General features: G+C 61.7%; 19 protein-coding genes and 2 pseudogenes. All 21 read right to left on the reverse strand.

The window, feature by feature from the left end; genetic code table 11:
- Positions 1-132: 132 nt before the first annotated feature.
- Positions 133-381, reverse strand: a pseudogene (locus FG93_RS21090) (IS3 family transposase); the annotation flags it as partial.
- An 80-nt stretch (positions 382-461) separates the two neighbouring features.
- Positions 462-1907 (reverse strand): annotated as a pseudogene (locus FG93_RS21095) (IS66 family transposase); the annotation flags it as partial.
- An 84-nt stretch (positions 1908-1991) separates the two neighbouring features.
- Positions 1992-2348, reverse strand: a complete 357-nt coding sequence (tnpB, locus tag FG93_RS21100) for an IS66 family insertion sequence element accessory protein TnpB (protein WP_043237989.1) — start codon at positions 2346-2348, stop codon at positions 1992-1994.
- A complete protein-coding gene (locus FG93_RS21105; protein ID WP_043237991.1) occupies positions 2345-2782 on the reverse strand; it encodes a transposase in 438 nt (145 codons plus the stop codon). The genes tnpB and FG93_RS21105 overlap by 4 nt, the downstream gene beginning before the upstream one ends.
- Positions 2783-2998: 216 nt before the next feature.
- Positions 2999-3751 (reverse strand): ABC transporter ATP-binding protein, encoded by a 753-nt coding sequence (locus FG93_RS21110; RefSeq protein ID WP_043237994.1) that lies wholly within the window; start codon positions 3749-3751, stop codon positions 2999-3001.
- An 11-nt stretch (positions 3752-3762) separates the two neighbouring features.
- Positions 3763-4557, reverse strand: coding sequence for an ABC transporter permease (locus tag FG93_RS21115; protein ID WP_081881698.1), 795 nt, complete (start codon positions 4555-4557; stop codon positions 3763-3765).
- Between the two features lie 69 nt (positions 4558-4626).
- The gene (locus tag FG93_RS21120) at positions 4627-5700 is read right to left on the reverse strand and encodes an NAD-dependent epimerase/dehydratase family protein (protein ID WP_043237999.1); all 1074 of its coding nucleotides are present in this window, start codon (positions 5698-5700) and stop codon (positions 4627-4629) included.
- 148 nt (positions 5701-5848) lie between these two features.
- A complete protein-coding gene (gene asnB, locus FG93_RS21125) occupies positions 5849-7702 on the reverse strand; it encodes an asparagine synthase (glutamine-hydrolyzing) (protein WP_043238002.1) in 1854 nt (617 codons plus the stop codon).
- Between the two features lie 4 nt (positions 7703-7706).
- Positions 7707-8750, reverse strand: a complete 1044-nt coding sequence (locus tag FG93_RS21130; protein WP_081881700.1) for a glycosyltransferase family 2 protein — start codon at positions 8748-8750, stop codon at positions 7707-7709.
- A gap of 81 nt (positions 8751-8831) precedes the next feature.
- The gene (locus tag FG93_RS21135; RefSeq protein WP_043238004.1) at positions 8832-10847 is read right to left on the reverse strand and encodes a hypothetical protein; all 2016 of its coding nucleotides are present in this window, start codon (positions 10845-10847) and stop codon (positions 8832-8834) included.
- 9 nt (positions 10848-10856) lie between these two features.
- Positions 10857-11801: a lysylphosphatidylglycerol synthase transmembrane domain-containing protein gene (locus tag FG93_RS21140; RefSeq protein ID WP_043238006.1), complete on the reverse strand. Its 945-nt coding sequence runs from the start codon at positions 11799-11801 to the stop codon at positions 10857-10859.
- Positions 11798-12553, reverse strand: coding sequence for a bifunctional 2-polyprenyl-6-hydroxyphenol methylase/3-demethylubiquinol 3-O-methyltransferase UbiG (locus FG93_RS31355; RefSeq protein ID WP_161783859.1), 756 nt, complete (start codon positions 12551-12553; stop codon positions 11798-11800). The genes FG93_RS21140 and FG93_RS31355 overlap by 4 nt, the downstream gene beginning before the upstream one ends.
- A 43-nt stretch (positions 12554-12596) precedes the next feature.
- A complete protein-coding gene (locus FG93_RS31360) occupies positions 12597-13526 on the reverse strand; it encodes a class I SAM-dependent methyltransferase (protein WP_081881705.1) in 930 nt (309 codons plus the stop codon).
- A gap of 72 nt (positions 13527-13598) precedes the next feature.
- Positions 13599-15407, reverse strand: a complete 1809-nt coding sequence (asnB, locus tag FG93_RS21155; protein WP_043238008.1) for an asparagine synthase (glutamine-hydrolyzing) — start codon at positions 15405-15407, stop codon at positions 13599-13601.
- 3 nt (positions 15408-15410) lie between these two features.
- Positions 15411-16616, reverse strand: coding sequence for a polysaccharide pyruvyl transferase family protein (locus FG93_RS21160; RefSeq protein WP_043238011.1), 1206 nt, complete (start codon positions 16614-16616; stop codon positions 15411-15413).
- On the reverse strand, positions 16613-17740 hold the full coding sequence (locus FG93_RS21165) for a glycosyltransferase family 4 protein (protein ID WP_161783860.1): 1128 nt from the start codon (positions 17738-17740) through the stop codon (positions 16613-16615). The genes FG93_RS21160 and FG93_RS21165 overlap by 4 nt, the downstream gene beginning before the upstream one ends.
- A 65-nt stretch (positions 17741-17805) precedes the next feature.
- Complete coding sequence (locus tag FG93_RS32980; protein WP_043238013.1) at positions 17806-19230, reverse strand: hypothetical protein; 1425 nt, start codon at positions 19228-19230, stop codon at positions 17806-17808.
- 110 nt (positions 19231-19340) lie between these two features.
- On the reverse strand, positions 19341-20330 hold the full coding sequence (locus FG93_RS21175; protein WP_043238015.1) for a bifunctional 2-polyprenyl-6-hydroxyphenol methylase/3-demethylubiquinol 3-O-methyltransferase UbiG: 990 nt from the start codon (positions 20328-20330) through the stop codon (positions 19341-19343).
- Positions 20331-20374: 44 nt separating this feature from the next.
- Positions 20375-21316, reverse strand: coding sequence for an NAD-dependent epimerase/dehydratase family protein (locus tag FG93_RS21180; protein WP_043238018.1), 942 nt, complete (start codon positions 21314-21316; stop codon positions 20375-20377).
- 8 nt (positions 21317-21324) lie between these two features.
- Positions 21325-22284 carry an NAD-dependent epimerase/dehydratase family protein gene (locus FG93_RS21185; protein ID WP_043238020.1) on the reverse strand — a complete coding sequence of 320 codons (960 nt, stop codon included), beginning with the start codon at positions 22282-22284 and terminating at the stop codon, positions 21325-21327.
- Between the two features lie 25 nt (positions 22285-22309).
- Positions 22310-24247 carry an asparagine synthase (glutamine-hydrolyzing) gene (gene asnB / locus FG93_RS21190; RefSeq protein ID WP_043238023.1) on the reverse strand — a complete coding sequence of 646 codons (1938 nt, stop codon included), beginning with the start codon at positions 24245-24247 and terminating at the stop codon, positions 22310-22312.
- Positions 24248-24348 lie beyond the last annotated feature (101 nt).

A 24348-nucleotide genomic window follows, 5' to 3' on the forward strand; every position in this document is an offset into this window, starting at 1 on the left:
CGAACAGCGCCCCCCGGGTTCGACTTGGATCTGCATGATCGTAGCGGTAGCTCGCGAGACAAACTAGCCTTGGCACAGAAGGCTTCCGCCCACGCCAGATGACAAGCGCCGCGAAGTATGGCTTTGGCCGATCCAGCGCTCGTTCGGCCGTAGCGGCACCAGCATGGGCGCCCGGGTCCCGACGGCTCGTTTGCGGCCACCGCGCTGACGCACGGCCAACTTCTCCTCGCGATAGAGCCGGAAGAGCCGCTTGTGGTTCACGACGTGCCCCTCGCGCTTGAACAGAACATGCAGGCGCCAATAGCCGAAGCGGCGGCGCTCGCGGGCGATCGCGATCATTCGCTCCCGCAGAGCGCGATCATCTGGGCGCGCGGATTGATGATCTGTTCTTCCGAGAAGCCGCTGCGCTTCATCGTAACCGCTGTTTTCAGGCCACGGCCTTGAGCGGCTGGGGTGCGTAGGGCCCAGGGCAGCAAGCCGTCGATCTGGCTTTGCGGATGACCGGCGACGATGCGGGCGATGACGTCGCCGAGATAGGCTTGCGGGTCGACGGCGTTGAGCTTGCAGGTCTCCACGAGCGAGGCGATGACGGCCCAGTGCTCGCCGTCGCCGTCGGAGCCGGCAAAGAGCGCATTCTTGCGATTGAGCGCGATCGGCCGGATTGCGCGTTCGACCACGTTGGAGTCGATTTCGACGCGGCCGTCGTCGAGGAAGCGGGAGAGGCCCTGCCAGCGCGAGAGGGCGTAGCGGATTGCCTCGGCGAGCTTGCTCTTCTGGCTGACGAGGCCGAGCTTCTCCTTGAGCCACGACTCCAGCGCCGCGACGATGGGACGGCTCCTGGCCTGCCGGGCGGCACGACGTTCGTCGGCCGGGCGGCCGCGGATTTCGGCCTCGACCTGGTAGAGCATCGCGATGCGCGCAAGGGCTTCCATGGCGATCGGCGCCGGACCTGATTGGGCCAGCTCGTAGAACTTCCGCCGGACATGGCTCCAACAGAAGGCCAGGCTCACGGCGTTGCGTTCGGCCAGGACCTTGTAGCCTGCGTAGCCATCGACCTGCAGCGTACCCACGAAGCCTTGAAGATGCCGGATCGTCTGCTCGGCCTTGCGATCGGGCGCGTAGAGATAGGCAACCCCAGGTGGATCCGATCCGCCCCAGGGTCTGTCGTCGCGGGCATAGGCGAAGAGTTGGCCGGTCTTGGTCCGGCCACGTCCCGGATCGAGCACCGGCGCCGTGGTCTCATCGGCGAAGAGCTTGCCCGACGCCTTCAGGCGCTCGAACAGCCGCGCATGGACGGGCCGCAGCAGGAAAGCGGCCTTGCCCACCCAGTCGGCCAAGGTCGATCGATCCAGGTTCACGCCCTGCCGGCTGTAGATCTGGGCCTGGCGATAGAGCGGAAGGTGATCGGCATATTTCGCGACGAGGACATGGGCAACCGTGGCCTCCGTCGGGATGCCGCCCTCGACGAGGCGAGCGGGCGCTGGTGCCTGCACCACCACCTCCTCACCCGCCCGGCAGGCGTATTTCGGCCGACGCGTCACGATCACACGGAACTCGGCGGGCACCACGTCGAGGCGTTCCGATATGTCCTCGCCGATGGCATGCAGCGCGCCGCGGCAGCAGGGGCAGGTCTTGTCCTGGATGTCGACGACCTGCTCCACGCGCGGCAGGTGTGCCGGCAACGATCCACGGTTGGTGCGCCGCTTCCTGGCCCGCTCGGCGTGCTTCTCTGGATCGGCAGCCTCCTCGTTGGCAAAACCCTCGGCCTCGATCTGCTCGGCTTCCTCGAGTCCCAGCAGCAACTGATCGACCGGCAGGCTTTCAGCCCGGCGGCCGAAGCGATGGCGCTGCAACTCCTTGATGATCTGGCGCAGCCGATCGTTCTCGGCGCGCTCCGCCGCGAGCATCGCACGAAGCGCGATCGGATCGTTGGTCACAGGTTCGGCCGCGTCGCAATCATAGATTACAGAAGCTCGCCAGCACGAACCGGATCAGCTCGCCGCGACCGGAACCAGCGTTTCGCGCCGTTCGTGCACGCGGCGCCAGTCCAGGCCTTCCAGCAAGGCCTGAAGCTGAGCAGCGCTCAACCGCACGACGCCGTCGGCGATGGCGGGCCACTGGAACTTGCCGTCTTCCAGCCTCTTGGAGAACAGGCAGACGCCGGTCCCATCGAAGTAAACCAGCTTGATCCGGTCGGCGCGCCGGGCCCGGAACACATAGACTGTGCCCGAGAACGGATCGGCGCCGATGCTCTCGCGCACCAGCGCGGCCAAGCCCTCGGCGCCCTTGCGGAAGTCGACCGGCTTCGTCGCCACCATGACGCGGACCACGCCGGTCGGGCCGATCACGAGCCGACCTTCAACGCACCGAGCACCGCGGCGATCGTCGCCGGAGAGGCCCCGTTCTCGATCGTCACCTTCACACCAGCGACGTCGATCTCGATCGCCGCCGCGCGCCGATGTTGTCGACTGCGCCGCTTTCGGCGCGGCGATACAGCCGGCGGCTCCGCTGCGAGAACCGGTTCGGGAGTGACAACCGCCGGTACGAAGGCCGGCAGCGTCTGCGCGGCCTTGCGCGCCTCGCGGCGCCAGGTGAACAACTGCTGCGGCATCAGGCCATGCCGGCGCGCGACCTCGGAGACGACCGCTCCAGGAACCAGCGTCTCTTCAAGAATCCGCGCCCGGTCGTCGGCATTCCAACGCCGCCGGCCAATCGCGCCGGTGATCACCTCGAAGCGGCGAACCTCGCCCTCAGGCTCAAGTCTATGGTCAAGCCTAGACACAAAACGACCCTCCAAATCAGGATCGTCAGAGTGGGCGCTCAACGCGCTGCGAAGAAGGTGCGGTCGGAACAGCGCTTACGCTTCATCTTCTGGTCCTCTCAGTGGGCCAGAACGAACTTCAAACCGGATCAAGCCTGAGGGGCAACGTCACCATGATCCACCTCTGCAAACGGTGAATCACAAACACAGCAAAATGGGAATCGCCCGTTTCCGATTTCAGCCCTGAGCGGATGCGAGATAGGCGTCCGAGACAGTTTTGACGTCGCCGAACTCCTTGATAAGACCGCCCTCGACCCAAATCGCCTTGCTACAAAACCGCTCGATGAGTGCTGGGGCATGCGAGGCGAAGACGAGAATGCGCGAGCGTTGGATGAGTTCTATCATGCGTTCCTCAGCCTTGCGCACGAATGCTGCGTCGCCCGCGCCGAAAACCTCATCAAGGATCAAGATCTGGGGATCAATCGACGTGGCTATCGCGAACGCGAGTTTCGTGCGCATGCCTGCGGAGTATGCGCCGACGTGCAAATGAATAAACTCACCCAATCCAGTGAACGCAACGATATCCTCGCGCTTCTGATCAATATCGTGAGGTGATGCGCCAAGCAGCAGAAGGCAAAACTCGATATTGTCAAAACCAGAGACTTCATCACGCATTCCTAGACCAACAGTCAGCAACGCGCCAACGCGACCGTCAATTACGGCTCGCCCTGAGGTCGGTGGATAGATGCCAGCGAGTACGCGCAGCAACGTCGACTTACCGGCTCCATTGGGACCCACAACGGCAACCCGGTCACCTTCGCTGAGAGTTAGGTTAACGCCCTTCAGCGCCTGGAGGATCGGCCGCTCGCGAGGATCAAGGGTAATCCGCATCGGCTTCAACGGCGCGGACAGAAGCCGCTTGAGCGACCGCTGATCTTGCTGAAGCAGCGGAAAATCAACATGGACATTCTCAAGGACGATCTTAACCATGCCCCCCTCCCTCACAACCAATAGATGATGCGAAAGCGGAAGCGACTATAGAACAGGTGGGCGGCTGCCAAGCCCAAAATGCTCATTACTCCAACGACTATGTAGGAGGCGAAAGCCGGCGTCCCGCCCAACAGCGGCATTCGGACAATATCGATTATATGATGAAACGGATTAGCCAGCGCTACCCATTCCTTACCGGCAAGCGCCTTTGCGGGCCAGATTACTGGCGTGACAAAGAAGCAGATCTGAAGTGCGCTCTGGATAATTGGCAGCAGATCTCGGAAACGCGCACCGATCAGACCGACAAGCGGTACGATCCAAAGCGTCTGCAGAAAAAGAAGCGCAATTCCGAAACCAGCAAGAAAAATATTAAAGGCACTTACGCCGCCGAAATAAACTAATACCGCAGCTGCAACTAAAAACTGGTTCAAAAATACTATGATATTGCGCGAAATTACACGAAACACATACACAAACGGTGAGCGGCGAATCTGCCTAATATAGACCTCCGATTCAACGAAGGCCATAACGCTTTCCGCACATATTGCCGAAATGAAATTCCATAAGACCACTCCCACCGCGATGAACGGGAGATACTCAGCAAGCGCTACCTTGAAGAGGGTGCTGTAAACGAAGGCTAACGCGATTACGAAGATCGCGGTCGTGGCGATTAGCCACAAGGGCCCCATCCAAGACCTGCGATACCGCGCAAGAATATCGTGCCAGCCAAAGCGCAACCAAAGGCGCCAAGCCATCAAACCTTCGACAAAATCGAGGGATGCGGATTTGCTCGTATCTAATTTCATGGCATTTCAGGCTAGGCTGCTGGAGCAGCTGGTTGGCACTATCGTTTACTCACTTCATAGAGCCTTCGCTCACGCGTATTGGCGGACGTCCGGCACAAAAAAAGCGTGGCTCATCATGCTGCGCGTGATAGCCTCTTTGTTAGCCCGCGTCCACTCGACAGTGCGGCGAATGCCTTCCTCATGATCCACCTCGGCCAAGAACCCGAGCTTTTCGCGCGCCTTGTTCGTCGCAGCAAACCGCTGGCCGGAGCGATCCCAATCTCGTGCGGGCGTTAGTGCGATCGGCGTGGCGTTTCCTGTTAGACGATTGATGCGCTCGGCAAGTTCGCGAATGCTGATCTCGACTCCGGAGCCGAGATTGTAGATTTCGCCGGGGTCGCCCTTCAGCGCACAAGCCTTCAGCCCACGCGCCATATCTTCGACGAAGATAAAGTCCCGCGTGGCTACGCCACCATTCTCGACAGGCAAAGCCTCCCGATGCAGGGACTTCCAGATGAAGGTTGGGGTAACGTTTCGCCAGACAGTGGCCGGCGTGCCGCGCCAACGACCGGCGCCCAAAATCTCACCTGGACCGTAAACGTTCTGAAAACGCGCCTTGACGAACGGCATGCCGAAGCGGGTGAAATAGTAATTCCCATACATCTCGCCTATCAGTTTGGAGATGGAATAGGGACTGTCATGGTAAAGAGAGACCGGGGCGTCTTCTGTCGTGGCAGAGGCGCCATCGAAGGTCTTCGTAGCAACAGCACAACCAGCTGCCGAATAAACAACCTTCTTCAGCGTCCTAATATCCTTTAGGCGATCGAACAGCTTGAGGCTGGTGAGCGTGTTGTTTTCGTGATCCATCAGAGGATCATGAATCGAGGACTGATTCCCGTGGAAACATGCGAGATGGTACGCGTAGTCGAGATCGTCGTCGATTTCGCTCAGGATCCGTTCGTTGGTAATCGAACCAGCGACCAGCCTAACCGCCGGATCCGCGTGGACGTTCATCGGATCGGCTGAGAGAAAACTGTCGACGATCGTGAGTTTGCGCGGCTTATCCCGCAGGATAAGGCGTACGAGATTAGACCCGACAAATCCGGCCCCCCCGACGACGAGCACATTCTGGTCGGTGAAATTAGCTAGCGGCGAGGATTTCATGACGTAATTGCTCCGGTATTGTTTCTGTCAGGCCTGATGCCGCGCACTTTCGATTGAATTGTCCCAGTAGATCGCCGGGCCAGATTCAATTATCGACACCTTGACATCCGAAACGGATTGAATGCAGTACCTTGAATGGCTTTGGAACTTATCCGCCATACGGTACAGCTAGCGTTCGATCGAGGACCATGCGACACCACAACGCTCCCCGATGATCTCTGCGCTTACTCTGATGCTCTGCATTCCAGCCTCGGAAGACACCATCATCAAGCCCGGCGATCGGGCGCCAAGGCGAGGCCTTCATCTCGCGAAGCCATTGCGAAACCGGAATGCCGAAGCCCTTTTTACGGCGTTCGAGGATGCTATCGGGGATCACCCCCTTGAGAGCTTCCTTCAGGATCCACTTGGTCGTCCCATTGCGGAATTTGACGTGGGAAGGAAGACGCTGGACATACCTCACCAAGCCCTCAGCTAGGAACGGAGCCCGGATCTCGAGGCTGTTCATCATTCCGGCCCGATCGGACTTCACCAGGATGTCGTCGGGGAGATACAGGTTGGTATAGAATTCCAGCGTTCTGTCGACGGTATCGCCTGCACCTGAGCGATCCCACAAGGCAATGGCATCTTCATAAAGCTCGTCAATTGAGATCCGCTGCCCGAATATCCGCGCAATATCATCCGGCTCCAGCGCGGCCAGCCAAACCGGGTTCCAAACCGACGGCGAATAGGACATGCCGCGCAAGGCGCGATTAAGCTTGAAATCGAAGCTCATATTCGCATCAGAAACAGGTAGACGCGCCGCAATCATACGCAGTGCGGCGTGGATTGGCCGCGCAACCGCCTTCTTATAGATGCTTGCGATCCGCAGGGCCTTGAACGGGTCGTAGCCCGCGAACAATTCGTCACCGCCGTCGCCGCTAAGGGCCACCTTCACATGTCTTGAGGCCTGAGCCGCGAGGAGATGGGTGGGAATAAGGGACGGGTCGCCCAACGGCTCGCCCAAAGCATCCAGAATCCCGGGGGCCGCGTTGCGCATGAAAGCAACATCACATGTGTGCACGTGGTGCGACGCGCCCAAATGTCGAGCGATTGCCTCTGCGTAGGCTGACTCGTCGTAGCTCGGCTCATTGAATCCGATGGTGAAAGTGGAGATCGGAGCCCGCTCCGAAGCGAATGCCGCAATCGCGCTGCTATCGATGCCGCCGGACAGAAAAACGCCCAGCGCAACATCACTTTCTAGCCGCGATGCAACCGCTTCGCGCAGAAGCATGCGGACGTGTTCAATCCAATCCGCCTCTGTTCCTTCAGGCGGCCGGCCATGTTCAATGGCGAACTGCCAATAGCGTCGTGCCCGCGTCTCGCGGCTCTCAATTGTGTAGGTCAGCGTTGATCCAGGCAGGAGCTTTTCGACATTGCGATACGGTGTCGAGCGGCCTGGCAGAAACGAATAGGCAAAGAACTTACGCAGCGAGGCCTCGTCAGCAGGCAAGGTCGCGACGCTCGGATGCTGCCTGAGGCTGGCCAACTCGGACGAGAAGACGAACCCGTCCGCCCCCGCGTGAAAGAAGAGGGGCTTTTCGCCAAAACGGTCTCTGCCCAAAAAAAGCGTGCCGCGCCGCGCGTCGTGGATCGCGAACGCGAACATGCCTTCGAGACGTTCGACCACCGCCTCGCCCCACGCGGCGTAACCGCGCAGGATGACCTCGGTGTCGGAATGGTCCGTGAAAAAGCGCTCTCCGGTCGCCTCAAGCGCGCGTCTCAGGGCGTGATGGTTGTAGATTTCTCCGTTGAAGACGATCGTACAGCCAGCCTCATCATAGACCATGGGCTGACGTCCACCGGCTACATCAATGATCGCCAGGCGCGTGTGGCCAAGGTGAACGCGCTGAGTTTCGTGCGAGAAGCTGCCCGTCCCATCTGGCCCACGGTGGGCAAGTGCCTGGGTCATGCGGGCGAGATCGCGTTCCGTCCCCGCCCCGACGAAGCCGGCTATGCCGCACATCCCGTCAAATCCGATCCAGGTTGATCGTCGTTCCGACAATGTAGTGTGTCCGGCCCTGCGATTCAAAATACGTTCGCACGAGCACTTCGCTAATAAGACCCAGCAGGATGCACATGGTGCCGCTCATAAAGCCCATCACGAAAAGCAGTGGAAGTGGGGTCTGAATAAAGGCAATGCCCTCGGAATACTTGAGGAACACGGCGTAAATTCCTGCAAGGAAGGCCACGATGAAGAAAAGCATGGCGATAAAACCAAAGACATAGATTGGCTTGGCTTGGTATTTTGTTAGGAAGCGCACTAGGATCAGGTCAAGGACGACCTTGAAGATGCGGTTCATTCCGTACTTCGAGACGCCGAACTCGCGAGCGCGGTGATTGACGGGAAGTTCGGTGACGCGGCCACCCTGCCAGCTCGCGAAAATCGGAACGAAGCGGTGAAGTTCGCCATAGAGCCTGACGCCGGACAGAACATCGCGCCGATAGGCTTTCAACGTGCAGCCATAGTCGTGCAGCTTCACGCCCGAAACCCAGGAGATGATCCGGTTGGCGATCCAACTCGGCACTTTCCTGACGAAGAGCTTGTCCTTGCGGTCCTTGCGCCAGCCGGAGACCACGCCGAACCCCTCGTCTAGCTTCTGCAGCAATCGCGGGATGTCGGCCGGATCGTTCTGCATGTCCCCGTCCATGGGAATGATGATATCGCCGCTGGAGAAGTCAAAGCCGGCCATCATCGCAGCTGTCTGCCCGGCGTTTCGCCGGAGGTCCACGACCTTGACACGCGGATCGCGCGAGGCGATCTCGCGGATGAGGGCACCCGTCCGATCATGGCTGCCGTCGTTGACAAGGATGATCTCGAACGTCCGCTCCGCCAGTTCCATCGCCTGGAGAACCTCGGCGACCATTGCAGGGACATTTTCCTCCTCGTTGAAGAGCGGAATGACGATCGACAGCTGGATGCCGCCACCGGCCTGCCGCGCGTCAACGCTCTCATCGCGAAGGCTGTTATCCGGCTGCCCGGTTCCGTCGGGCAAACGTCCGTAAAACGTCATCGTCACCACATTCTCAGGAATTGGACGGAAGGGAATATTCCGGCCTCCCTTGGCAGGCAAGCCCCTTTCCTCGATCGGGCCTCAGGTTCCCGGCTTGCGAAAGGAATAACCCGCAGCACCCAGCCTGTCGCCTCGATAGATCCACGCCAGATCGTAGCCGCGGAAAGAAACGCGATAATCTGGCTCGATCGGCGGCACCGCGAAGAAATTCTGAATCAGGTAGAGCCGGTTGACGATGTAGTAGTCGGCTTTGCTGTCGAGCACCTTGCCGGAATCGAGCGGCAGCACCTTGATGGCGTGGCGCCCAGGCCAAAGGCCGGATGACATCATGTGAAGCGTGAGATCTCTGCAGGCGACGCCTTCCAGTTCAGGCGCTCCCGAGCGGCATTTCGCTTCCAGCATCTTTCCGGCGATCATGATGTCCTCGCCCCATCCCATCCAGGACGGGTTGAGGCGCCCGGGCTCTGCTTTTCGCGCGTCGCCATAGGTCAGCCACAGCGGCCGGAACGCAGCAAAGAGCGGCCGGAACGGCGCGATCTCGACAAGCAGAGCAAGGAAGAACAGCGCCGTGACCAGATGGCCGTAGATCCTGCGCTGCATCGGCCGCAGCAGGGCGAGGCCGAGCAGGATGAGGGCGCAGGCCAGAAGCCCGAGACTCAGATTGAAATAGCGATGCGCGAAAGGAACCCCGCCGAGAGCCGCTAGGATCGGCAGCGGCAGGGAGAGGAGGCTGAGGACGAGAGCAGGCTTGAGCGCTGGATCGAGCGCGCGGCGTGTCACCAACGCCAATCCCGAAGCCACCAGACCGCCAGCGCCCGCCGCCCATAATACGGACGGAACCGCCGCGACCGTGACGGCCAACGCGTACAGGACGATTTCGAGATGATGCTGCGTTGGGGACGAAGCCCCCGTATGCAGTGTGACGAGATTGAGCTCTTGCAACAGCACGCCGTCGAAGACGGGCCGCGGATGATAAGGGGCCCAATATCCCTGAACCGTCAGCAGGCCGAAGGTGCCGAGGCCGAAAACAAAAGCCGGCACGAGTGCAGCAGCCGCATAGACGAACCAAGGCGGCGTATCGAGCCGCCGAAGCCACGCAGATGCGGGTGAAGCCGGTATCGCGATGAGGCCGGCGGCCGCGCTGACCAGAACAGCCGTCGCGAGCGCGATGACCGACCGGTGGGCAAGGATCGTCTCGATCGGGAGCAGGTATTTGAGAGGAACCCAAAGCCAGCTTGAGAACGCATCCACGGCGGTAGACCAATAGAAGTGCGGCAGGACAGGCGGGCCGCTCAGCCAAAGAAGCGCCCGCAGCACCAGGCCGATCGCCATTGCAATCACGACATAGGTCGCCGCCGAGATAGCGGCTCGGACGAAACGGCCCGTCATCCGGTCTTCCTGCGCGCCACGGGTGACGCCAATCGCGATGATCGCCGCCAGCAGGATCGGCCCCGCCGTCAGCTTCTCCTGCGCGGCGATCACTGCTGCGATGAAAGCCTGCTTGAGCCAGATCGCGTCGCCCTCAGCCACCGCCTTGAGCATCATCAGCACCGCGACGATGCCGAGGCCCGACGAGACGATGTCGTAGTTGAAGGTCTTGAGAGCGAGCTGCACGGTCGGCAAGGTCAGGATACCGGCGAAGGCAAAAGCCAGCGGCACCTGCGATCCCTGTCTCGAAAAGCCAGCAAACTGCAGCAGGAGCCGCGCAATCAGGATTGCGACGCCGCCTCCGATCAGCCACCACAGGGCCTTCAGCAACATCCGGATCGCATCTGCACTCAGGCCGGACGCTTCGAGGATGCGTGTCAGGGGCAGAGAGATCGGCAGGCTGGCGCCGAAGACGCCGAGCATCACCTGATCCATGGCGCGGTTATCGGCGGTGAATAGGCGAATGAAGATGCCGACTTCGTCCATCGTGAGGAACTGGGTCCCCTCGGCCGCCGTCAGGAACAGGACCGGGGTCACGATCAGCAGAGCGATCCAGCCCGGCGCTGTCGGCGCCCGCTCGCGTAAGAACCAGCCGAAGAGCCCGAGCAGGAGAAGGGCGCACGCGATCTCAAGCCCGTTGATCCCCAGCCATGGTATCGCCTTCAGCATGGCATCCTCTCAGACCGCCCGCGGCGAGGATCGGGTGGTCTGATCGAACAGCAGCACGATGCCGGCAATGATGCTCGCAGCCAGAATCAGGAAACGTGACAGGAGCGAGAATGCGATGGCCTTCTCGTTCGGCACCCCCATCGAGACGAGGACTGCGATGTAACTCGCCTCTTGGAGGCCCAGACCGTTGAGGCTGATCGGCAACATGACGATCAGGGTGATGAAGCCGGCGATCCCCGCCAACTCCATATAGCTGACCGGGATGCCCATTTCTCTGGCGATCAACCACTGGGCCAGGATCGAGACGCCAACATTGGCTAAGGAGAGCAGCAGCGCGCCAAGCACGAGGTAAGGCTTCTCTATGAGCACCAGGAACGGGGCCGCGCCCCGTGCGAGCGCCCCAACGAAGCGGGCCCGAAACATGAAGAGCAGCAATCCGACGGCAATGACCGCTAGGCCAAGGATTACCGCGAGCCATTCGAGCTCGGCGGTCGTCACCAGGCGGAGCGAGAGCGGCAAAGTCGAGACGGCTACGAGCACGGAAAGAGAGATCAGATTGCACAATCGGTCGATCACCAGCGCCCCTGCGGCAGTTGACAGCGGGATACCGGCCTTGTTCAGCTTGAACGCCCTGACGACATCGCCGCCGACGCTGCCCGGCAGGAAATTGCCCCAGAAATAGCCGACCCAGGTGGTCAGCAGCGCCTGGCGCCAGCCGAGGCCCGGGGTCAGCAGAAAAAGCCGAAGTCCGCCGAATATCTGAGCGGAGGCGAAGATCAGCACGCAGCCGGCGAGCAGCACGAGCGAGGTGCTGCGAAGGCTGCCCCAGACCTCGCGATCGATTGAGGTGACGATCCAGCCGACCAGGAGCAGCGTCACGGCCGCCTGGATGGCTTTCGCCCAGCGCGATGCCAGTGCGGCGCGTAGCCGTATTGCGAAGCGTTGGAAGTTCACGCCGGCCGCTCCGCCGCCGTCGCGGGCGGCATGGCGGGGCGAGCGGTGCCGGGAGCTTTCGGGGTGAGCACCGCATTGACGGTCTGGGCGAACAGGCCCGAGCGATCCAGCCGGTCGAGCATGCGGCACATCGAGAAGACCGCAGCGGCCGGCAGGGTCACCAGCCAGGGCGCCTTTCGCGTCCAGAACAGGCCCGCCCAGACGAGCGAGAAAGCCTGCCCGAACGCATGTGCCATCCCTCCGGACACGTTGATCTCGACGATATCGAGGTCGGCCGCCTCGGCCAGCCGCTCGATGCCATGACGCGTGAAGCGGAAATAGTCGTGCGGCGCGTCATGGAGATAATACAGGAACGGCACCGAGAGGATGACGCGCCCGCCAGGCGCGAGAATCCGGCGGAACTCCGGCAGCACGCGCCAGGGCTCGGGCGTGTGCTCGATGACCGAACAGCAGAAGATGGTATCGACGCTCGCATCCCTGAGCGGGATGCCGCCCTGAAGGTCGGCCGTGAAGGCAAGGTCCGGATGCGCGGGCACATAGTCGGTCGCGAGATAATGCGAGCTGCGCCGTGCGAGAAGTTCGCGCCAGGCGAGTCGGCCGGCGCCAGCATCCAGAATACGGCCCTTCGCATGACGTTCGATCAGCGGCACGAGCTCCCGTTCGATCGAAAGATGATCGACGGCAATGCGCCAGAACAGTTTGCTGCCAATCGTCTCGGCACAAGCCTTATGCCAGCGCGCCTTCAAGGACACAGTGCGAACTCCGACTCGTGATCGTCCGTTGCCCCGCTGGCCTTCACAGGCCGGAGGCCGGTGCAGCAGGCTTCTTGCGGAAGGTCAGGATGATCGGCGTTTCCCAGTGCAGCAGCTTGCCGACCTTGATCAGCAGCGGCACGACACGCAGCTTGTGGAAAATGCGGAGGATCGACTTGAGGCGGCCAAGTGCAGAGTACTCCGAGAAGCCGAGGCCGGTCACCCGCTCCTCCCAGACATCGGTTCCCCAGCCGAGGATGTCGATCCGCGGCCCCAGCGGCGCGATCCAGCGCTCGACCTTCCCGCGCGAGACGAGCTGCAGAGTGTCGATGAAGTCGGGGTCGCGGCCGAGCGCACGCACGTAGAGCTTGCCGAGCCACGCCGGCAGATGCGGCAGCCACAGAATGCCGTAATGCCCCTCCCACCAGGAGCCATAATTGGGAACGACGATCTGCGCGACGCCACCGGGCTTCAGCACGCGGACGATCTCCGCGAGAACCTTGGGCGGGACGTTCACGTGCTCGAGCACATTGGTCGAATAGACCACGTCGAAATGATCGTCAGGGAACGGGATCGCCTCGCCGACGCCATAGCGGACCGCCTCGGCATCGACGCCGGCGGCTTTCAGGATATCGTATGAGAGCTTGAGCGAGCCTTCATACTCGTCATCGCCCGGCTCGATGCCATAGGCCTCGATGCCGAACTTCTTGCGGGCGACGCTGGTCGTCAGGCCAATTCCCGAACCGACCTCGAGCATCCGCTTGCCGCGCAACGGCTCTCCAACCGCTATCTCCAGCATGGCGAGCTGCTCAGCCGAACGCTGCTCGTTCAGACTGTCATGCGTCATCTGCACGACATGCTGGGGGCCCGCCGCGACACTGCCGAAATTGCGCTCGTAGATCGGGAACAGGCGCTGATAGAAAGCGTCCCTGGCCGCCTCGTCGAACAGGGCCGGGCCTTCATGCATCGACATCGTCTCGTCCGTTCGGTTCAGGTTTCGCGTCCGGCCGGGATATGCCCGGCCGGCCGTCGACGGGCTCGTCCTTCAATCCAGGTAAGACCGTGCCCATTGTTCAATGACTGCAAGCCCATAAGCGAATTTCGCCCGCCGCCGGCGCTCGATGGGATGGTTGCGCACGGCGAGCGAGTTTCCCTGCTCCAGATAGCCCAGAACCCTGTCGGCATCCAACCACCCACGCCGCGTGATCGCGTCGCGTGAGATGAGCTCGCTCAGCGGCCCGTTGGTAACGAGCCCGTTGAGGTACGGCAAGAGCGCCTGGGTGCCCTTCTTTCCCGATTTCGGCCGATGCAGGATCGTGTCCGGCAAGCGCTTCGCCATCGCCTTCCGCAGGATCGCCTTGGTGCTGCCCTGGCGCAGCTTGTAGTCGGCCGGAAGCGAGCGGGCGAAAGCGACGAACTGATTGTCGAGGAACGGGACGCGCGCCTCGAGCCCATGAGCCATGGTGAGCTTGTCGATGCGCGCGAGCTGGTTGGCGATCAGCGAGTTCTCGATCTCGAAACGTTGGGCGCCTTCGACGAGATCGCCGCTGCGGAAATAAGGGTCGAAGCGATGGCTGACGGCGTCGAGCATCGGCTTCTGAAACACCGCCGGGTCGAGCATTGCAGCCAGCTCGCGCGGGCGCGGCATCAGGCAAGTCACCGCAAGGAAATAGTTTTGGACAACCGCCGCAGGGGCATAGCGGAACGGAGCCATGAGCAGCCGGTACTGCGGATAGCCCAGAAAGAGTTCATCCGACCCCTCCCCGATCAGGACGATCTTGACCTTCTCGCGCGCATAGGCAGACATCTCCAGTGTCGTCTGGAGCACGGGGTGGCCGATCGGCTCCTCGAGCGATCGTACCAGCCTGGCGAAATCGACGCCGACCCGTTCCTTGGGAACCGTACGGGTGTGGTGCCGGATTCCGGCATGCCCGGCCATGATCTCGGCAAAGGGCGTTTCGTCATCCGCCAGCCCGAAGCCAATCGTGAATGCATCGAGCGCCGCCGGGCCGGTCATCTTGATCATCGAGGAGAGGACGGCGCTGGAATCGAGGCCGCCCGACAGCGTGATGCCGACCGGGACGTCCGCCACCATGTGGGATTTGACCGCCTCGTCGAACCTGGCCTCGAGCTCTGCCGCGGCCTCCTCAAAGCCGAGATGTGAACGCTCGGACGACGGCTCCCAATAGGGCCGGTGCGACAGCTCCGTATCCGCAGGCCGCCAGACCGCCCACTGGCCCGGCGGCAAATGCCTGACGCCCTCGAAGATCGTTTGCGGACCCGCGATCCAGCTGTAGAGCAGGTAGTTGCAGAGCGCCTCCGGATTGGGGGCGACGGACCGCAGGAACGGCAGGAGTGGCTTGATCTCCGAGGCGAAGACCAGAGCGCCAGGGCGCGGCGTGGCGTAATAGAGCGGCTTGATGCCGGCCCTGTCGCGCGCCAGGATCCAGGCCTTCTCCAGGTCGTCCCAGATCCCGAAGGCGAACATGCCGGCCAAGGCGTCGAGAATGCCCGGACCACGCAGCCGCCAGCCCTCGACGATCACCTCCGTATCCGAATGCGTGGCGAAACGGGCGCCTTCCGCTGCGAGTTCCTGGCGCAACGCCTGATAATTGTAGATCTCGCCATTGAAAACGATGCAGTACCGGCCATCGGACGACCACATCGGCTGGCTCCCTCCGGCAAGGTCGATGATCGACAGGCGGCGATGGGCAAGCCCGGCGATGTCGGGTTCCTGGCGCCCGCTCCGCAGTTCGAAGCCTTCGCCGTCGGGACCACGATGAGCCAGGGCAACGGCCATCGCGGTCAGGTCCGGTCGCGTATAGGGGCCGTAGAAACCTGCGATACCGCACATGACTCAACCCGCTTCCATATCTCGAACGGCGCCGAACAGCGCCGCCTCGTTGCGCGCGACAAGCGGTTCGACCGTCGCGCGAACCCGGTCGAACCGCGCCGGTTCGGCCTGAACGGCATCGACCAGAGCGATAGCCTGCTCAGGCGAGCGGATAAAGTCCCCTATGTCGACAATCCAGTCGCTGAGACCGAGATCGGCATAGATATCCCGACCCTTCAGCGTATAGGCGACATGGACGGCGGGAACGCCGGCGCGCAAGGCGATCAACGCGGAGTGCAGTCTCGTCCCGATCATCAGCTCGAACTGCGTGAACAGCCGGCAGAGATCCTCGATGGCGAGGTCATCGCGCAGGACATGGACCTCGTCGTCATCCGGGAAGAAGTTCTTGAGGCGCTCGAGGAGAACGAGATCGTCCTCCCAGGGCTCGACCCCGGGCTCATACATCGAGACCAGGACGATGCGGGCGTCGTGACGCCTGCGCAGATGCTCGATCACCGCGCGGAACGACTCGAGCAGTTCGCTCATTTGTCCTTCGGCACGCTGCAGGTAGCGCGCGCGCGCGAACTGGTACGGAACCCAGCTTCCGGTGAAGTGGAACCACAGGCGGACATTGAGTCCGACGACAGGCCGGCCGTCTGTACCAGCCAGAGCCTGGATAGGCTCCAGCGGAGCCTGCGCGTCGTCCCGCGTCGGGAAGCCCGGCAGGAAGATGCCGTCGGCTACCAGCCTGAGTCGCTCGGCCGGCATCAGCCCCGACAGCAAGCGATGGGTGCCCTCGTCGCGAGCCAGCACCAGTGTCACGCAGGACAGGACCCGACGTGCCAGCCAGCGTCCGGTGCGTGTCTGGAGCGGTCCGGCACCTTGGTGCGCGAGCAGGATGCGCAAGCCCAGAAGCCGGTAAGAAGCAAAGACCAGCCAGGTATGCAACAGCTTGATCAGACTGGAATCGTCCTGGAGATCGAGTCCTCCGGTCCAGACGACGTGACGCGCGTGCCTAAGCGCCGCCAGCCCTTTGGCGCCCGGCCAGAAATTGTAGAGCGGCCCATAAGGCAAGAGCCGGTCGCGCAAGGACTGCGGTACATGGCTGGGACGGGAATTGAAGATCCCCGAGATATCGACGTTCCGCTGCAGCAGCGCGGTGAGAATGCCGAAGCGGCTGGCGATATCGCCGCGATTGCCGCGGATGACGCGGGGACTGATCCAGCTCATCGGCCTGCTTTGCTCGCCATCCGCAAGACACGTTCATAGCCAGCGACCATCGTTTGCTCGTCGAATTGCAACCGGCGACCGGCACTGTTGGCCTGGAAACGGGCCAGTAGGAGACGGTTCTCCACCAGCCGGGCAACGGCAGCGGCGAACTCCGCTGGCGAGGACGGATCGCACAACAAGCCGTTCTCGCCTTCCACTACTACGTCCATCACCCCTGGGATTCGGCTCGCGACGAATGCCAACCCGACCCGCAGAGCCTCGACCGTGACGAGCGAGAGTCCCTCGCTGAGCGACGGCAGATAAAGCACGTCGGCCGCGGCCATCTCCGTCTCAACTTCTTTAGCCGTCATCCAGTGGTGAAAACGGACGAGGTGATCGAGGCGGAGGCGGCGGCAACGCTCCTGCGCATCACCGCGCAACGGCCCGTCGCCGATGATGTCGAGCGTCCAGTCGAGGTCGCGGATCGCAGCCAGCGCCTCCAGCCCCGCGCCGAGATTCTTCTGCTCCTGGATACGTCCGCACCAGATCAGGCGCAACGGCGCGCCGTCCTGCGCGGGCGCACGAACGAGATCTGTGCTCATGTCGATGCCATTCAGAATGACGTCCGGGCGGACGGCATAGGCGGCCTCCGCCAGCTGGCCGACATGCGAGGCCACGGCGGTGGTCGCGGCTGCGCGTCGCCAGATCAGGGTCGTGAACGGCTTCACGAGCTTGAAGAGCCTGTCCGTCTGTTCCGGCACACCGCCGGGGACGTCGCCCAGATGCGCCGTCACCACATAGGGCGTCCCGGTGAGCCGGCTCGCCAGCCAGGCGATCGGCCCGCTCGGTACGGCAAAATGCACGTGGATGACGTCCGGCCGGAAGCGCCGGGCCTCGGCGATGGCCGGCCACCATTGCAGCAGCACATAAGCCGCCATTTCGGGCACGGTGCAACGATCGGGCCGTCGCCGCCCGGCTGCGGCGCGGCGGATGGTGACGCCGTCAAGTGTCTCCTCGCGCGGCAGGCCCGCCACCTGGGAGGTGAGAAAGCGTACTTCGTGGCCCTTCCGGGCCAGGCCTTGCGCCACCCGCGCGGCCACCCGCCCGCCACCGCCACCGACCGGCGGGAACTCATAGCAGATCACCAGGATCTTCAGGCGGCCAGCGGCCGCCTCGTCGCCTGCCAGCGTCGCGGCCTTCGAGGCAACACTCATTGCAACCAGCGCAGGATCTGACCGAGGGGATCGCCTGCCCCGACGAGCGAGACGTCCTTCAAGAGCCGCGACTGCATGAATGGGCGGGTCAATGCGGCAACAAAGGCCGAGCCCCAGACGATCCCGACAAAGGACAGGCGGGCGGCCTGGGTGGGTAGCGCCTGCCAGGCCCGGTGGCAGACGAACGCCAGCAAGACGGTGAACAGGCTGATGCTGATGATCGCCTTGTAAGGCAGCGCTGGCACGACATTGTAGGGCCGCATCTTGATCGACAGATGCGTCGAGAAACCTGCGACGATCATGAGCGCCAGGGCGACGAAGATCGCTGCGTTGATCGCGCTCGGGCTGCGCCAGGCCCGAAACGTTCGCTCGATGACCAGGGCAGCGAAGATGGCGGTCAGGATGCCGGCATAGAAGCGCCATTGAAACAGATGGCTCGCGACAACGAGATGGCTGAATTCAGGATGATACCCATTCTGCCCGGAGAGGATCCGGCCATCCTGCAGGTAGACCAGTGAATTGGACGACGACAGAAATGAAGGCAGGTAGTTCGACAGCGTCAGATACAGCAGCGTCATGAAATTCGTGATGAAATCATCGATCATGAGCAGCCGGTGCCTGTAGGTAACCAGGAGTTCCTCCTCGGCGCCCGGGGCCAGATATTGATGGACCCAGCGCATGCGAACGAAGAGATAAAGCGCGAGAACGACGAGCGTAGCGGCCAGCAGGAATATCGATTCAGATCGAATCGCGCTCAAGCGATGACGGGTCGCCCAGACGATGCCGAAGAACGTCGCCGTGATTATCGCCGTGGCATAGTTGATCCACATCTCGTTCGAGAGCGCGAAGATCACCAACGTCGCGGCAAACAGTGCTCGCCAACCCCAGCCGGAAACCCGCCCGCTGATCAACGCGGCCGCAATGGTGAAATTGACCGCGCCATAGGAGAGGATGAGGTAGAATGCAACAAGATTGCCATAAGTAAATTGGTAGTTGAGCTGCGTTCCGAACGCGAACAGAAATGCAATCGTCGACGAGAACACCAGAGAACGCGTCATAACCTGTGCCAAAACGAAGGTCACAAGCACGAAGAGCGAGCTCAGCGTGATATATGTGCCGACGGGACCGAGTCCCTTCTCAAGAAAATACATCGCGTAGACGACCGTCGGCGGCCAGTAGAAGCGGCCGACTTCGTACTCATGGGGCAGGAGCAGCCTGGTCCAATCTTCCGCCAGTGCTCGCGAGATGCTCTGCGAGATGCCGGGGGTCATGATCAACGAATAAGGCATATTCGTCGCCGGCGGCAGGAACAGTAACTTGAACGCGATGGAGACAACGACAAGAGCCGCGATGACGATGCCCGGCCTGACCCAATTCTCCGGTTCGACGCGATCTGCGACGACGGCCTGATGCTTCGTCATACCGATAAAGCCTTGTGCTTTCGTTGACCCCAGCGGGGATAAGTAGCGTCCCTCGCCCAGCGTCAAGTCGCAGGGCGAGAGACGCTGGGCTTAGTAAAAAAGGACGGACTTCAGGCCCGTCCACCGAGCGAAGGCGCAGGGGCACTCGACGTGCCGCTCGCCACGGGCTTGCGATACCAGGCCCAGTGCGAGAAGCCGTTCTGTGGCCAGCCGCCCTTGTCCTGCTCCAGCAGTTCGAGCCCGATCGCATCGCCAAGGCTCTTCAGCTCGCGCGCATGATAGAATCGCGCGATCGGCGTCAGGAAGAAATCGCCGAACTGCTCATAGCTTTCCTTGAAATTCGGGAACTTCCAACGGCCCTGGACCAGGCCGAGCACCAGCCAGAGAGCCAGATGGTAAGGAAGGAAGACGGTGCACTTGATGATGAGGTCGCCGATCTTCCCGCCGAAGATCTTGCGGACTGCCTTCAGCGGCGGGCTGAGGAAGAAGTACAGCGACCGGTACAGGTTCTCCCAGTTGTAGACGCCTAGAAGGAGATAGCCGCCGGGTTTGACGATGCGAGCAAGCTCAAGTGCACAGCGCAACGGATCGGGCGTGTGATGGATGACACCGCTGCAGACTACCAGATCAGCCACGTTATCAGCCAGAGGGATGTTCAGTGCAGAGCCAAGCGCTCCGTCGGCATGAAGCGGAGCATTCCGCGTATGCCGGAGCGAGCCATAGGCGAGATCGATGCAGAACGGTGTGATGCCGCGGTTCTCGCGCATGACGGTGGCCATGCCGCCTTTGCCGGCCCCGATCTCGACGACGAAATCGGTCTTGCCGAAATAGTGGTTGTGGCTCGCGTCGCGGAAATACCGACCGAGCGGAAGGTTATCCAGCGCAATGTAATTGTGGCAGGGCGCGTCATCATAATGATCCGCGACCTGGTCCTTGTCCTCGTCGGGACGCAGATCGGGAAAGGGCCCGAGGAAGTCGTAGATCTTGCCCGAGCTCTGGCCGCGGAGCCGGCCATTCTCGTCGATAGCGAGCCGCCCACCGTCCAGCGGGTCCCGCAGAAGATTGATGTATCGGCTCAGGTCAACTCTGTCGGTGGTCATGCTCGGGTCCGGTCATTGCGTTGTGCAAGCGCTTCGGTTTGGCCTCACGCCTTGGCAGGCGGCGCCTTGAGATGGCTGAAGATCGCGGTGACACCGTGCTGGTCGTACCAGGCCAGCATGCGCCGGATCGTCTGCTCGAAGGAATAGCGCGGTCGCCAGCCAAAGGTCTCTATCGTCTTCGACGGATCGAGCACCACCGCCGGCACGTCGTCCGCCCCGGGTTCGACTTCGGGCGCCGGCTCGGCCAGCGTCACGCCGAGATGGTCGACGACGATGTCGAATATCTCCTTGATCGTGTGCCCGGTGCCGGTCGAGACGTTGAAGACGCCGCTCGGGGCGCCCTCCGCCATGACCGCGTCCATCACCGAGAAGAAATCGTCCATGTCGATGAAGTCACGCACGGTCTTCGAGCAGAAGCAGCCCTTGCCCGCCTTCAGCCTGGTATAGAAGGTCGGAATCGGGCCGATTGCTAGGCGCGGACCGGTGACGTTAGCGAGCCGGAGCGAAACGAAGGGTAGCCCTGACATGGCGAGATAATTCTCGCCGGCCTGCTTCGAGATGCCGTAACTAGTGAAAGGCCTGGCCGGCGCGTCCGCCGGGATCGGCACGTATTCCGGACGACCATAGCCGAGCGCGGTGTGGAAGTTCACGAAGCGCTTGACGCCCGCCGCCTTTGCCGCTCCGACGACATGGATCGTGCCCTCGACATTGGTGCGCGTATCCTCGAGCCAGTCGTCAGGATCCTTGTAGGCGGCAGCTGAATGGATCACGTGGCTCGGCTTGAACTCCGCGAACAGTTTTTCAACCAAGGCTCGGTCCGTGACCGAGCCTTCGACGACGCCCATCCTGGGATGCTCGCCCGGCAGCGAATCGCGCTGACCGGTGGCGAAATTGTCGAGCACAAGCACGTCGTGCCCGGCCTCGAGATAACGTTCGGTCAGGTTCGAGCCCAGGCAGCCCGCCCCGCCGGTGATGAGGATCCGCATCGTTCGCCTCAGGCCTTGGACGCTGTCTTGATGTCAGCCCGGGCTTCCTTGAGATGCGTATAGCCGCCGACCACGCCTTCCTTCTCCCAGCGCTCGACTGACAAGCGCGCAATCTCCTCGAGAGGCGTGAATGTGACGTCGCCGAAATCCGCGAACGTGCGGGATGGGTCGAGAAGGATCGAGGGCGCATCATCGGGGCCGAGTGGCTTCACCTCGGGTTCGGGATAGTCGTTGAGCTTCATCGCCTTCACGACGGCGTCATAGAGCTCCTTGATCGCGACATCCTTGCCGGACGAGAAATGATAGGTCCCGTTGCCCTTGCCATCTGCGGCCTGCACTACGACCTTGGCGAGATCACCAGCAAAGCAGAAATCGCGGCGTGCTGGCGTCACGAAGCACTTTTTTCCCTCGGCGAGGCGACCGTAAAAGATTGGGAGCGGTCCGGACACGTTACGTGGGCCGATGACATTGGCGAGGCGGAAGGTCACCCAATCGACCCCCGAGAACTGAACGTAATGCTCGCCGGCCGTCTTCGAGATCGCGTAGCTCGAGTTCACGGGATTGATCGGATGGTCGAGCTGGATCGGCTGCTGAAGGGGCTTGGTTCCATAACACAACGCCGTCTGGAAATAGATCAGGCGGCCGACCTTGTGGGTCTTGCAGGACTTGGCGACATTGGCGCCACCAACCGCGTTGACGAAGGCATCGGTCTCCCAGTCTTCCGGGTCCTTGTAGGACGCCGCTGTATGAACAACGACGTCAGGCTTGAACTCGGAAAAGAGCTGGTCGAGCAGCTTTCCATCCGTGATCGAACCTTCAACCTGGGTCAATCCGTCCTTATCCAGCAGGTTGTCGCGGCGACCGGTCGCAAAATTGTCGAGCGACATTACAGTGTCGCCGCGCTCGAGAAACATGTCCGCGGCTGTCGAGCCGACTTGGCCCGAGCCACCGGTAATGAAGACCTTCATGGTAAAGTCCCTATGGTAACTGAAGTTATTGAGCGGCAACCTGCGCAGGCTCGATCTCGTCGAGCATGCGCCGATAGTCGGCCGCGCGATCATGGAAGAGTTGATGCCAGAGCTCGAGGCTCATCAGCCCCCAGGTCTTGCGTGAGAAGCGCTCGGCCTTGTCGAAATTGGCAAGGATGGCATCCGAATTGAAGAACTCGCGGTGCCGGTTCTTCTGGGTAGAGAAGATGTCCGAGACCATGTCCTTAAGCTCGCCGGAGAACCACTCATTCAACGGTACTGGAAAGCCCATCTTGTCGCGCCTCTGGGCGAGTTCCTGCGGCAAGTCACCGGCGAAGGTGGATTTGATGAAATGCTTCATCTGGCCCCCCTTGAACTTGATGTCCGCCGGGATCGTCGCAGCGAACTCGACGACCGAGTGATCCAGCAGGGGCACGCGCGACTCCAGGCCATGCGCCATCGACATCCGATCCTCGACCTGGAGCAGCGCAGGCAAGAGGCACTTGAAGTCGAAATGCGTCATCGAGTCGAAATAGGCTTCCTTCTTCACATTTCGCTCTGAATTGAAGATAGCCTGGAAACGCGAGAACACGCCCCCCCGATCCAACGCTGACCAGTCGACCTCATCAGCCATATCGGCAGATCGGTCGATCAGCCGGAAATAGCGCTCGTCGAGCGGGCCGAATAGCCCCTTGGAGAAGAGCTGCCGGATCAGCGGCTTGTATTCCTGAAGGACGGTCAGATGCGGAATGATCGACTCGGGCGTGACGACGAAATTGCCGTTCTTCTGCGTCCCGTCGATCGACGCCTTCAGTGCCTGTTCGAGATAGGCGATCAGATATCTTGCATAGCCCCCAAAGATCTCGTCACCGCCCTGCCCGCCGAGCACCACCTTGACATGCCGCGCAGCCAATTCTGACACCATGTACTGCGGGAACGAGCCTGGCCCGCCGACGGGTGTATCGAGGTGATAGAGAACCTTGGAGATGTTGTCGCGAAAGTCCTTCGCTGTGATTTCGATCTGATGGAGCTCGATCCCGACGTCCCGGCAGGCCGACTCGGCATAGGGGCTTTCATCATAGCCGGGGAACTCGGTGAACTTGCCATGAAACCCGATGCGCCCAGAAGCTTCCTCCCGTCCCGCGAGGATGCCGATCAAACTTGAATCAATACCACCTGAGATATAAGCGCCGACCGGCACATCCGAGCGCAGATGGACATTGACGGAATCAGTCAGCCGGGTCCGCATTTCCTCACCGAACCAGCGCGGCGCGTGGTCCCAGTCGATGTCGTAATGCACATCCCAATAGCGGAAGACGCGCACCTCGCCGTTCTCCACCGTCAGCGCGTGACCAGGCAGCAGCGTGTGGATATGCCTGAACAGCGTCTTCTCGCCGATCGTGTACTGGAAGGTCATGTACTCGGCCAGCGCGTCCGCCTCAGTCGCAATCTCCGGCAACAGTGGCAGCAGCGCCTTCATTTCCGAGGCGAAATACAGGGTGCCCTCGATCACCGCATAGTAAAATGGCTTGATGCCGAAGCGGTCGCGCGCCGCGAAAAAGCGTTCGCCGTCCCATAGCCCGAAGGCGAACATGCCGCGCAGATGAGTCAGGCAGTCGATGCCCCATTTCGCATAGGCCGCCAGGACGGTTTCCGTGTCCGAGGACGAGCGGAAGTTCCAACCCGTCTTCAGCTCCGCCATCAACTCGACGTAGTTATAAATTTCGCCGTTGAAGGTAATGACGGCGCCATTGCCGCCGATCATCGGCTGGCGGCCGCCGGGCGACAGGTCAATGATGGCGAGGCGACGATGGGCGAGTCCGCAGACATTGCCCGGCGCCTGCCAAACGCCCTGACCGTCCGGACCGCGATGCGCGATCAGGAGGCTCATGGTCGCGAGCGCGTTCTCAAGCTTAGCGACAGGCTGGCGAGCCAGCGACACCGCTCCTGCAATTCCGCACATGGCAAACCTTCTGAAACCTATCCGGGCCGAGGATGAACCTCGCTTCCCAAAAACCAGGGGCGCAAGCAACTGGCTGAACGCAGACGGCCTTTATCAGGAGT

This window comes from Allobosea sp. LC85 (assembly GCF_000735605.1).
Taxonomy (GTDB): Bacteria; Pseudomonadota; Alphaproteobacteria; order Rhizobiales; family Beijerinckiaceae; genus Allobosea.